The 12,170-nt window shown below is 39.9% G+C and carries 11 protein-coding genes and 6 tRNA genes (1 of these 17 only partly in view); 16 read left to right on the top strand and 1 reads right to left on the bottom strand.

Annotated features, from left to right (window positions below; genetic code table 11):
- The 6 genes from ACZ5XR_RS16860 to ACZ5XR_RS16835 all read left to right on the top strand — a co-directional run.
- Nucleotides 1–62 (top strand) — tRNA-Val (locus ACZ5XR_RS16860); it begins 14 nt to the left of the window's first position.
- Between the two features lie 143 nt (nt 63–205).
- Nucleotides 206–278: transfer RNA gene (locus tag ACZ5XR_RS16855), tRNA-Lys, on the top strand.
- A 39-nt stretch (nt 279–317) separates the two neighbouring features.
- Nucleotides 318–392, top strand: a tRNA-Gly gene (locus ACZ5XR_RS16850).
- An 8-nt stretch (nt 393–400) separates the two neighbouring features.
- Nucleotides 401–474: transfer RNA gene (locus ACZ5XR_RS16845), tRNA-Cys, on the top strand.
- A gap of 183 nt (nt 475–657) precedes the next feature.
- A tRNA-Phe gene (locus ACZ5XR_RS16840) sits at nt 658–733 on the top strand.
- Between the two features lie 16 nt (nt 734–749).
- Nucleotides 750–823 (top strand) — tRNA-Gly (locus tag ACZ5XR_RS16835).
- A gap of 168 nt (nt 824–991) precedes the next feature.
- On the opposite strand, the gene ACZ5XR_RS16830 is transcribed toward ACZ5XR_RS16835, so the two are convergent.
- Nucleotides 992–1,285, bottom strand: coding sequence for a hypothetical protein (locus ACZ5XR_RS16830; protein WP_464497473.1), 294 nt, complete (start codon nt 1,283–1,285; stop codon nt 992–994).
- 412 nt (nt 1,286–1,697) lie between these two features.
- Here ACZ5XR_RS16830 and ACZ5XR_RS16825 point away from each other — a divergent pair, with 412 nt between their 5' ends.
- The 10 genes from ACZ5XR_RS16825 (at nt 1,698) to ACZ5XR_RS16780 (ending at nt 12,148) form a co-directional block, all read left to right on the top strand.
- Nucleotides 1,698–2,432 carry a GntR family transcriptional regulator gene (locus tag ACZ5XR_RS16825; RefSeq protein WP_464497472.1) on the top strand — a complete coding sequence of 245 codons (735 nt, stop codon included), beginning with the start codon at nt 1,698–1,700 and terminating at the stop codon, nt 2,430–2,432.
- Between the two features lie 159 nt (nt 2,433–2,591).
- Entirely contained in the window at nt 2,592–3,608 is a 1,017-nt protein-coding gene (locus ACZ5XR_RS16820) for an SIS domain-containing protein (RefSeq protein WP_464497470.1), read from the top strand.
- A 441-nt stretch (nt 3,609–4,049) separates the two neighbouring features.
- Nucleotides 4,050–4,790, top strand: coding sequence for a GntR family transcriptional regulator (locus tag ACZ5XR_RS16815; RefSeq protein ID WP_464497469.1), 741 nt, complete (start codon nt 4,050–4,052; stop codon nt 4,788–4,790).
- An 89-nt stretch (nt 4,791–4,879) separates the two neighbouring features.
- Complete coding sequence (locus ACZ5XR_RS16810) at nt 4,880–5,713, top strand: fructoselysine 6-kinase (RefSeq protein WP_464497468.1); 834 nt, start codon at nt 4,880–4,882, stop codon at nt 5,711–5,713.
- 101 nt (nt 5,714–5,814) lie between these two features.
- Complete coding sequence (locus ACZ5XR_RS16805) at nt 5,815–7,107, top strand: ABC transporter substrate-binding protein (protein ID WP_464497466.1); 1,293 nt, start codon at nt 5,815–5,817, stop codon at nt 7,105–7,107.
- A gap of 53 nt (nt 7,108–7,160) precedes the next feature.
- Nucleotides 7,161–8,045: a carbohydrate ABC transporter permease gene (locus tag ACZ5XR_RS16800; RefSeq protein WP_464497465.1), complete on the top strand. Its 885-nt coding sequence runs from the start codon at nt 7,161–7,163 to the stop codon at nt 8,043–8,045.
- A gap of 6 nt (nt 8,046–8,051) precedes the next feature.
- A complete protein-coding gene (locus ACZ5XR_RS16795; protein ID WP_464497464.1) occupies nt 8,052–8,957 on the top strand; it encodes a carbohydrate ABC transporter permease in 906 nt (301 codons plus the stop codon).
- A gap of 139 nt (nt 8,958–9,096) precedes the next feature.
- Nucleotides 9,097–10,110 carry an SIS domain-containing protein gene (locus ACZ5XR_RS16790; RefSeq protein ID WP_464497462.1) on the top strand — a complete coding sequence of 338 codons (1,014 nt, stop codon included), beginning with the start codon at nt 9,097–9,099 and terminating at the stop codon, nt 10,108–10,110.
- 190 nt (nt 10,111–10,300) lie between these two features.
- On the top strand, nt 10,301–11,314 hold the full coding sequence (locus ACZ5XR_RS16785; protein ID WP_464497461.1) for an SIS domain-containing protein: 1,014 nt from the start codon (nt 10,301–10,303) through the stop codon (nt 11,312–11,314).
- A 180-nt stretch (nt 11,315–11,494) separates the two neighbouring features.
- Entirely contained in the window at nt 11,495–12,148 is a 654-nt protein-coding gene (locus ACZ5XR_RS16780; RefSeq protein WP_464497460.1) for an HAD family hydrolase, read from the top strand.
- Nucleotides 12,149–12,170 lie beyond the last annotated feature (22 nt).

Raw genomic sequence — 12,170 nt, 5'->3', positions numbered from 1 at the left:
GCTGGGAGAGCATCTGCCTTACAAGCAGAGGGTCGGCGGTTCGATCCCGTCATCCTCCACCATTTTTTTTGAGCCATTAGCTCAGTCGGTAGAGCAGATTGCTTACATCAATGATTAAGCTTCTGCGGCAATCTGCGAGAAAGAACGAGAGTTCTTTTGAGCATCTGACTGTTGCAATATATATTTAGGGGAGAAACCCTAATATGAGCCATTAGCTCAGTCGGTAGAGCATCTGACTTTTAATCAGAGGGTCGAAGGTTCGAGTCCTTCATGGCTCATCAAAGTTTTTTACGATAGCAAAATAACTCACCAAATATGCGGAAGTAGTTCAGTGGTAGAACACCACCTTGCCAAGGTGGGGGTCGCGGGTTCAAATCCCGTCTTCCGCTCCATAAAATACGGCGGCATAGCCAAGTGGTAAGGCAGAGGTCTGCAAAACCTTTACCACCGGTTCGAATCCGGTTGCCGCCTCCAATTAAATAAATGTTGGGTTTTGGATTATAACAGGAAATTAGATTTCGCCGGGGTGGAGCACGTTCGAATAAACTTTTTCGAATCATCCACATCGCACCAATTGAACCGCATTTTGAATAAGCGTTCTGAGATGGGGACGAAGGACTTACCACAATCAATGTTTAGGGCACAATACAAGATTACGGCTCAGTAGCTCAGTCGGTAGAGCAAAGGACTGAAAATCCTTGTGTCGGCGGTTCGATTCCGTCCTGAGCCACCATGATCCTTTTTATATTGCGGGTGTAGTTTAGTGGTAAAACCTCAGCCTTCCATGCTGATGTTGTGAGTTTGATTCTCATCACCCACTCCATATTAATTCCTAGGTGATGTAAAATGGCATTCAATCTTTAATAACTATAATCTTCCTTTTTTAAAATTATTTAATTACTCGTTATTTTTAGTAATTAAGTCAGATAACAAAAAATAAGGCCACTCATTAATGAGTTGGCTTTTATTGTTTTAATGCAACTGTTTGCAATTATTCTCTACGTTTAGTCCAGCCATCAAGAAAGGGGATTTTATCACCGTCAAAGACCGCTTCTATATCTCCAAAGTGAAAAAATTCCTCCTGATTGGGGTCATCATCTAAAATGGCCCAAAAACCTACCCTTTCGTCCTCTAATTGTGTTATATGGCCATGATAAAAAATAACTTCATCGTCCTCTTTAACTGTCCAATAGCGAACAACAATCGTTACATAGTCACCTTCCTGATAAGGGAAATCTGTTAGACCTGGTCCGTATATACTATCGTCTTTGTATTTTACTTTCATTGTCAATTCCCTCCTATATCTTATTTCTTCCTCGGCAATTAGCAATGTGCTTCTAACACCTCTGGATAACACTTCGGACAATACCAGTTTTTATATTTATATGAAGGCTGCAATTTTGTATTAATGGTTTTCGGCTTCGAACGGTTAATGTTTTACAAAAATGAAATGCAATCGATTATATGCTCGTGATTTATTTTTTAAATTCTACGCCTTTTGATTGATCAAACTATGTAAGGAATCCGTAAACAGATTCACATTACCTATGGTAATAATGAATTATCAAGATTTTTATTTTGCAAACTGTAAACGTATTTAATTTAATAATGTTGTATTAATCAGTTAAAATAGATATGATATTGTTAAACAAACATTACCAGTGGTAAAGGAACTGATTTTTATTATGGATAAAAATATGGAAACGACAAAAAGCGGCTTACCACCGCTTTACCAGCAACTAATGGAAAAGATACTGATGCAATTCAAGGATCTTTCTCCGCTCACCCCGATTCCTTCTGAGCGTGAATTATGTGAAATATTCGGTGTCAGTCGCCCTACCGTCAGAAGGGCATTGGAGGAACTCAATCAGGTAGGGGAAGTGGTTCGGCTCCCTGGGAAGGGGACATTTATTGCGGATAAAAAATATACGGACCATGCTATGCAATCATTTATTGGATTTCACGAAGATGCGAGCAGGCAGCATAAAAAGCCCACCTCCATGGTGCTCCAGCAGATTGTTACACCTGCCCCTTCCGATGTTTCAGAAATGCTTAAGGTTCCTGTCAGTACAGAGGTGTTTTTATTAGAACGTTTAAGATTCCTGGACAATGAGCCGGTTTGCCTCGTTAGTAGCTATATCCCATTGAATATCTGCCCCGAATTAATTCGTACGGACTTTTCCGATTTGTCTCTTTATGCATTTCTTGAGTCGCATGAGATTACCATTTATAAAGCGAAAAGATCCATAGAAGTAAAAAAAGGAGATATGAGGGAATCCGCCTACTTAAATATTGAGAAGGACAGCCCTATTGTTTTATTTCAAAGCCTAGGTTTTATGGAGGATGGTTCTCCGTTCGAATTTGTCAAATCGCGATACCCCGCTTACAAGGCACGGTTTGAAAGTGAAGTTTACCGGCCGGAGGAGATATAAAAATGGCAGCCGGAATAAATCGGCTGTCATCACAATGCCAATGGCTATGTTTAATTTTTAAAAAATTCGAAAAATAATTGATTTTCTTTTGTTGGTCATGTTATATTGTGTCCAGAGGTAATATACCACTGGTTATAACAATATAAAATGGAGGCGTAAATGATGTTTAACTTTAACGTTGAAAGATTTTTAAAGATCCAAAATGGTGCTTTGTCATTGAAAGATGAATTTGATACAGCCATTGATGAAGTTTTAGAAAAAGGAATCGAGAATGTATTTTTCGTCGGTACAGGCGGCGCTGTCATCTTAATGGAGCCAGCAGCGTTTATTTTAAAAAACCATTCCACTCTGCCAGTATATACAGAAATTTCATCTGAAATAATGTTGATTGACAATAACCACTTTAGTAAAAAATCTTTAGTTATCATGCCTTCGCTTTCGGGAACGACAAAGGAAACTGTCGAAGCAGCAAAATGGGCGAAAGAAAAAGGTGCAACCACCATCAGTCTTGTCGGCCATGCAAATACACCGTTAGCACAATTAACGGACTATACCTTTGTCAACTTCGCAGAAGATGACACATCTTGTGAATCCTTCTATATCCAATCTTACTTGTTAGCATTTCGCTTGATGCATAGACGCAATGAATTTCCTCAATATCAGCAATTTGTTGAGGAAATGGAAAACCTTCCTGCTGCTTTATTAAAGGTTAAAGAAGAAACAGAAGAAAGAGCGAATGCCTTTGCGTTGAAGCACCAAAACACACCATACCACATTCTGTCTGGCGCCGGCATTGACTGGGCACAAACCTATTATTACGGAATGTGTATTTTAGAAGAAATGCAATGGATTAAAACCCGTCCTGTCCACGCATCCCATTTCTTCCATGGAACATTGGAATTGGTGGAAGAGGATACTAGCATTCTTGTATTTAAAGGAGAAGACAAAACACGTCCATTAGCCGAAAGAGTTGAGCGCTTTGCCTTCAATTTCTCAAAAGAAGTGACCGTGTTTGATTCAAAAGACTATGAACTCGAAGGTATTTCGCCAGAATTAAGAGCTTTTGTTTCACCGATTGTGTTTGCAACATTACTCGAGAGGGTCAGCTGCTATTTGGAAAAATATCGTGAGCATCCGCTTACTACAAGAAGATATTATAAAAAGGTTCCATTTTAATAGGATAATTGAAAGCAGTCAGCCTTTAACGGGGTTGATTGTTTTTTTCTTCCGCGTATTATATCAAAGATTCTCCCATACACACCACGAAGCTGAAACGGTGGGGGCTAATAAAAAATATTCTAGTTATTTTAATGTATTTTTAATAATCTGAAAAATTAAAAAATATGTTGACATATGATAAAGTTTGTAATATTTTTAAATTAATCACACACGATAAAAGACTTTGTCTATACCTCAGTGTCGCCTGCATATAATATCAATTTAAGTATATTTTCAATCCCATGTATGAAAACGCTTAATATTTCAGTTGAAAACATGATTAATCATCTATGTCCTTCGTTCTATAAAAAATGCAGCAAATGGTATATACCATTTGCTGTAAATTGCCAGAATCGTATAAAATAAAAGTAGATATCAATTTATTTAATAGGGGACATAATGATGCACAGAAAGAATACAGACGATGAAGCCATTCCTTTTTACAAACAATTAAAGGAAAAAATTCTCGATGATATTGAAATGGGGAAATTGAAACATGGTGATAAGCTGCCTTCCGAAAGAGAGTTAGCCGAAATTTACGGTATTAGTCGGATGACTGCCAGGCATACACTGTCCATTTTAGAAAGAGAGGGAGTGGTGGAACGGCGGGTCGGGGCTGGAACGTTTATTTCTAACAATAAAATTGAAATGGACTTTATTACCTTTAACAGTTTCACGAACATCATGTTGACGAGAGGGTTCATTCCATCTACACAAATTTTGTCCATAAAAAAACTCAAAGCAAAGCCGTTTTTGGCCCATAAATTCAATTTACCGGCTGGTGAAGAGATGGTTGCCATAAAACGATTGAGGCTGGTCAATGAAATGCCCATAACAATTGAAGAATCCTTTCTTCCTGAAAAGCTTGCACCTAACATTGACAAGATCATTACGGACAATTCTTCGCTCTATCAAATATTGGAAAATCAGTACGGAATTGTTCTTGTAAAAGCAAAAACGCATATGCAGGTTACCTTCTCAACAGAAAGTGAAAGCAAACTGCTCAAAATCCGCTCAGAAAGTCCTTGCATTTTACAAGAGGCTGTTGCTTATGACCGAAATGAACAGGAAATGGAATTTTCCACCTCATTAACCAGAAGTGATATTGTCAGATTTTACTCGGAATCGAATCTAAAATAAGATTCGGCTCTCGAACAAATGGTATATACCATATTAAACATTGAATTAAAATGGTATATACCAAAATAAAGAATTAGGAGGTAAGAGTAATGAAAGTGATCGGTGTTGGCGATAATGTGGTTGATATGTATCTTCATAAAAAAACAATGTACCCGGGCGGAAACGCGCTGAACTTTAGCGTTTATGCGAAACAGCTAGGGATTGAAACCGCTTACTTAGGGGTGTTTGGTAATGACCGTGCTGCTGAACATATTATCAAAACGTTAAAAGAATTAGAGATTGATATTTCCCACTGCCGGAAGCATGTCGGTGAAAATCCTTACGCGCAGGTGGATTTGGTGGATGGTGACCGCGTTTTCATAGGAGGAAGTGACGGTGTACAAAAGGAGCATCCGATTGTCCTCACAGAAGACGACTTAGATTATATTAATACCTTTGAAATCGCCCACAGCAGCATTTATAGCGGCATGGAATCGGAATTGCCAAAGCTGAAAAGCACCGGCATACTCGTTACATTTGATTTCTCAGCTGATTATACCGATGAGATGTTAGAAAGTACCTGCAAGTATGTAGATGTCAGTTTACTATCATGCGGGCACCTGTCCAATCAGGAAGCTGTGAATCTATTAAAACAGGTTCATTCCTATGGCAGTCAACTCGCGATTGGCACTCTGGGTTCCCGCGGTTCTATCGTTTATGATGGGCATACCTTCTACCGCCAGGAACCGCATTTTGTCAAACCTGTCGATACATTGGGTGCCGGAGACTCATTTTTCACGGCGTTTATCACCAATTATCTGCTAGGAAAAAAAGAAACGCAAAATGAGCCGCTTCTTATCAAAAGCAGTATGGAAGCGGGTGCGAAATTTGCGGCAAGAACCTGTCTTGTAGAAGGCGCTTTTGGGTATGGGATTTCATTCTAATCCAAATAGAATGGAATTTTTGATAAAAGATCAACCGGGAGGTGGCAGCACGGATTTTCGATTTGATTGTTTTTTGAATAAAAAATAAGGAGGTTCATTGAATGCGTAAAAAAGCAAATATTTTATTGGCAGTCATGTTGATGGTTGGTGTCTTATTGGTTGGGTGTTCCAACTCCACCTCATCATCTTCCGATGGATCAGGGAAAATCGTCTTAAAGTTTTTGCACAAGTGGCCTGAACCAGAAAATCACCCTTATTTTGACCAAGTGGTAAAAGACTTTGAAAAGCTTCATCCCAATATTGTCATTCAGACGGACGCCATTGCAGATGGACCAATCAAGGACAAGCTTCGCGTCATCCTTGGCGGCAATGATGTACCTGATATCTTCTTTTCTTGGTCAGGGGAATTTGCGAGAAAATTTGTCCGTGCAGGCGCAGCTTTGGATTTAACCCCTTACCTAAATAAAGATACGGCATGGAAAGATAGTTTTATCTCTTCATCCCTTCAGCCATTCCAAACGGATGGGAAAAATTATGGAATTCCAATTGACCTTGATGCGAAGTTCTTTGTTTACAATAAATCAATCTTTGCAAAATATAATCTTCAAGAACCAAAAACATGGGATGAATTTAACCAAGAGCTAGCTACCTTAAAGCAAAATGGTGTGACGCCGATTATCTTTGGTAACCAGGATCCATGGGCTGCCATCCATTACTTGACAGGTCTAAACCAAAAGCTGGTACCGCAGGATGTCCGTATGAAGGACTATACCCCTAAATCTGGTGAGTTTACAGATCCGGGTTATGTACAAGCCTTACAGATGTTTGTCGATTTAAATAAAAATGGTTATTTCATGAAAAATGCAAACTCAACTTCACATGATATGGCAAAGCAATTATTCTTTGCGGGAAAAGGGGCGATGTTCTATCTTGAGCTGGTAGAATTCCCGGATGTAGAAAAGGCCATGAAAGGAAATTGGGGCTTCTTCCCGATGCCGTCTATTTCCGGAGGTAAAGGCGATCAAAATATGATCACCGGTGCACCGGATGGATTCCTCGTTTCATCCAAAACAAAGCATCCAAAAGAAGCCATTGAGTTCCTGAAATTTTTAACAAGCAAAGAAGAAGGGGCAAAGCTTACGACACAACTTGGCTGGCCAAGCCCGGTTAAAGGTGCGACAACATCGCAAAATGCAATAAAACAAGTGGCTGAAGGTGTTGACTTTATTAATAAAGAGGACGGTATGGCAATATGGCTTGATACGGATATAAATGCCAAAGTGGCAGATTCCTATTTATCCAATGCCCAGCTGCTGCTTGACGGAACGAAGACACCAAAACAAGTCATTACAGAAGTTCAAAGTGTGGCGAAACAGGTTCAGAGTGATAACTAAGAATAAAGGGCAGGCAGAAAAAAACGGCTTGCCCCCTCAGAAGGAGGGATAGAGTGAAGGCACTTGGAAATAACAAAATCGCTATTTTTTATATCTTGCCAGCCTTCCTTGTGATTGTGTGTTTTGTATTTATACCGATTGTCTTTAATCTGTATAATAGCATGTTTAGTTGGAGCTCGTTTGATGCGTCAAAAACGTTTGTCGGTTTCGAGTATTATAAACGCCTTTTTACGGATCCGGTATTTTATACATCCCTGAAAGATAATTCACTATATGCCGTCATCTCACTTGCTTTTCAGGTAGGCCTTGGATTAGTGATTGCCGGGATTTTGGAAGATAAATTGATTAGAAGATTTCAACCCTTCTTCCGGACCGTCTTTTTTATCCCTTCGGTTATTTCCTTGGCTGTTATCGGCTTGGTATGGCAGCTTCTTTATAATCCTGAAATTGGATTAGTTAACGCCTTTTTTAAATTCATCGGGCACGCAGGCTGGGCCCATGACTGGCTTGGAGATAGTAAAACGGCCATGTTCGCGGTCATCTTTGTTTCGCAATGGCAATATACCGGTTACATGGTGATGCTTTTCTTAATTGCCATGCAAAAAATACCGGCTGAATATTACGAGGCAGCCTTGATTGACGGTGCTTCCAAAGTCAGGACTTTCCTGAGCATCACTATTCCTCAAATCAGGGAAATGATACTCGTCGGAACGGTTATCACCGTCATTGGTGCCTTCAAGGTATTTGATGAAGTGTATGTTATGACAGATGGAGGTCCGGGTCGTTCAACTGAAGTGTTGGGAACCATGCTTTATCGTGCGGCATTCCGAAATGATGAAATGGGCTATGCTTCCGCGATTGGTACCATTATATTTATCATTACTCTAACCCTTTCCCTGCTTCAAATGAAATTGGGGAAATCGGGACAGGAGGTGTAAGGCAGGATGAATGCCAAACATGAACCTATTGTTACTCCTAGTGAATTAAGGGAGGTTCGGACAAAAGCATCCGGAATGTCTGTAGCGAAAATGAAAGACCGGCTCTTTCAATTCATTGTTCTCATTTGGTTTGGGATTTTTGCCCTTGTGATTATCTACCCCCTCATTTGGCTTGGATTAAGCGGGCTGAAGTCAAATAGTGATTTCTTTTTAAATACGTGGAGTCTTCCAAAGCAATGGTTGTGGAGCAACTTCCAGGAAGCATGGGATGCAGGCATTGGCCAGTATTTCTTAAATAGTGTTATTGTCACTGTATCATCTGTTCTTGCCGTATTGCTGTTGGGCTCAATGGCAGCCTTTGGCCTTAGCCGCTTTCGCTTTAAAGGGCAGACCTTCATGCTGGTCATCATTTTGAGCGGTTTGATGCTGGCGCCGCAGGTAAGCTTAATCCCGCTTTATAAAATCCTGCAGGCAATAGGCTTATACAATACATATGGGGCCTTAATTGTTCCGTATGTTGCCTTTCAGCTGCCGTTTTCGATTTTCTTGATGAGATCCTATTTTCTCTCGATTCCGGCTGAGCTCGAAGAATCAGCTATTCTGGATGGTTGCAATAGCTGGAAGGTTTACAGGTACATCATTTTGCCGATGGGGAAACCGATCATTGCTTCTTGCGCCTTGTTAACCGCCATGAATGTATGGAATGAATTTATGTTTGCGCTTGTATTTGTTGAAGATTCAAGCCTTAGGACAATTCCGGTAGGCTTGATGAACTTAAGAAGCCAGTTGAACACCAACTTTGGCATTCAATTGGCCGGTTTGGCCATTGCCGCGCTTCCAATGATTTTTGCCTATATCATTTTCCAAAGGCAATTTGTCCGCGGGTTGTCTGCCGGAAGTGTCAAAGGGTGATTTGGTGCAGTTTGGCCTAATAGGGAAGGATGGTAGGTTTTCCTTCTCTTCATTTAAAAATGGTATATACCATATGGTAGAGCCAATCGGCGGATATCAAATTTTAAAAGGAATATAAAACAAAATTGGAGGAATTCACATGTTAAAATTCGAGCAGGACACATTTTTAGAGTATGTAGGAAAGGAAGCCATTGCCAAAAGGGAGGAAATTGAAAAAATCGTTGATGGAATCTCCGAGAAGGGCTTTAAAAATATTTTTCTAATTGGGTCGGGCGGAACCGTTGCGATGATGTATCCGTTTGAATATATTTTTAAGTCCAATTCTACTTTGGACGTTCATGCCGAAATTGCCGCAGAACTATTGGTGATGAACAATCGTCATTTATCCAAGGATTCAGTTTGTATTTTCGCATCGGTTACCGGCACGACGAAAGAAACAGTGGCAGCTGCCCAATTCTGCAAGGAAAAGGGAGCAACAACGATTGGCTTAGTAGCGCAGGAGGGGACAAAGCTTGCTGAAGCGGTTGATTACAGCATTTCAATTGGACATGAAAAACATTCTTTCGATACTTTCTTTATCCATTTACAATTGCTTACTTTCCGCTTTATTCATAACAATGATGAATTCCCTCAATATGAGCAATTTGCAAATGAAATCGCTTTGCTTCCAAAAGGGATTGTCAACGCACTGGAAGCATTCGATTCCCGGGCTGAGCAATTTGCCATCAAACACAAGGATACGGGATACCATATGTTGGTTGGTGCAGGCAATTTATGGGGTAATACCTATTCCTATGCCATGTGTATTTTAGAAGAAATGCAATGGATCAAATCCAAATCAATCCATGCGGCAGAATTTTTCCACGGCACCCTTGAGCTGGTCGAAGAAGATACAAGTGTCATCCTGTTTAAGGGGGAAGACGAAACGAGGCCACTAGTGAACCGTGTGGAAAAATTTTCAGAAAAAATTACGAATGAATTGTTTATTATTGATACGAAAGATTATCCGTTAGAAGGAATCTGCGAAGAATTCAGAAAGCATTTTGCCGTTAATCTGAACTGGGCCTTGACCGGACGTCTCAGTGTCTACCTGGAACGTGAAAGAAATCATTCTTTAGAAATTAGAAGATATTATCGGAAAATGGAATATTAATCTCATCGGATAATTTCGCGCAATTTTGCTGAATAGGGGGATGGAGAGCTTTCCTTCTCTTCCTCCCTTTTAAAAATGGTATATACCAAACAAAGGCACAATTATCATTTTTAGTTTCACAATTGGATTTGTCGAAGAGGCATTTCAAAGATTCTTATAAAAAGTTTAAAGCAAAATTGGAGGGATTTACATGTTAAAATTCGAGCAGGACACATTTTTAGAGTATGCAGGAAAGCAGGCCATTGCCAAAAGAGAGCAAATAGAAAAAATAGTTGATGGGATCTCTGAAAAAGGCTTTAAAAATATTTTTCTGATAGGATCAGGCGGAACGGTAGCCTTGATGTATCCATTTGAATACATTTTTAAGTCTAATTCCTCATTGAAGGTTCATGCCGAGATTGCTGCAGAATTGTTAGTGATGAACAATCGCCATTTATCAAAAGATTCGGTCTGTATTTTCGCGTCTGCTTCCGGAACTACGAAAGAAACGGTGGCTGCCGCCCAATTCTGTAAAGACAAAGGTGCGGTAACCGTCGGTTTAGTGGCAGCAGAAGGCACACCACTGGCGGAACTTGTTGACCACTGTATTTTAGCAGGACACGAAAAGCATTCATTCGATTCGTTCTTTATACACCTACAATTGCTTACTTTCCGCTTTATCCATAACAATGATGAGTTTCCAAAATATGAGCAATTTGCGAAGGAAATCGCTTTGCTTCCTCAAGGTATTGTTAACGCCCTGGAAGCATTCGATTCTCGGGCTGAGCAATTTGCCATCAAGCATAAGGATACGGGATATCACATGCTAGTCGGCTCAGGCAATCTTTGGGGTAATACCTATTCCTATGCAATGTGTGTGCTGGAAGAATGTCAATGGATTAAAGCCAGATCAATCCATGCCGCCGAATTCTTCCACGGTACCCTTGAACTTGTGGAAGAAGATACGAGTGTATTACTGTTTAAGGGAGAAGACGAAACCCGTCCGTTGATGGAGCGCGTGGAAAGATTTGCTGAAAAGATCACGAAGGAACTATTCATTCTTGATACAAAAGATTACCCGCTGGAAGGAATCAGTGAAGAATTTAGAAAGCATTTTGCCGTCAATTTGAACTGGGCCTTGACCGGACGGATCAGCGCATATCTTGAACGGGAAAGAAATCATTCCTTAGAGATTAGAAGGTATTACCGAAAAATGGACTATTAATTTTTAGATTAAATGAATCAGCCCCAAATCAAATTAGACAGGGCATAAGGTCATATTTCAACCTTATGGCCCTTTTTAATTAGGGACACTTGTCTTTTTTATTTAACTTAATAGTAGGAAATAACTTTTATTGTATGATTGGGGAATGGAAGATTTTCAATCACCATTTAGGAGGGCAATATGGATCAAATTAAGCTTGTGATTTTTGATATGGATGGACTTTTATTTGATACAGAAAGGCCGTCATACCTTGCAATGAGAGACATAATGGAACAAGAGGGCTATGAATTTGTGTTGGATCATTATAAACAATTAATTGGACTTGCCTCAGACAAATCGAATCTTGTTTTGCAGAAGCTATACGGTAATGACTTTCAATTTAAACCGCTCACAGAACCGTATCAGAGAAGATTTGATGAAATTTTAGTCACCGATGGTCTCGTGGTAAAACCTGGGGCCGAACAATTGTTAAATGCCATTGATAAAAAGGGGCTAAAAAAATGCATTGCCTCGTCGAGCAGCAGAGAAACGATCGAACGTTATTTGAGGATGGCAGGATTGGAATCCCGCTTTGATTTCTATGTTAGCGGCCATGAGGTTAAATTTGGAAAGCCCCATCCCGATATATTTTTGGAAGCCTGCAAACGTGCAAATGAAACTCCGGAATCGGCCATTGTTTTGGAAGATTCATTAAACGGATTAAATGCGGCATATGAAGCCAATATTCCATGCATCATCGTACCGGATTTAATAGAGCCGAATGATGAAATCAAACAAAAATCCTATGCCATTGCAGCAGATTTGAATGGAGTTTTGAACATTGTTGGGATCTAATCGCTAGCATGCCTAAGTATTA

This window comes from Neobacillus sp. Fa239 (assembly GCF_055395235.1).
This window is presented reverse-complemented; position numbering and strand designations above follow the sequence as displayed.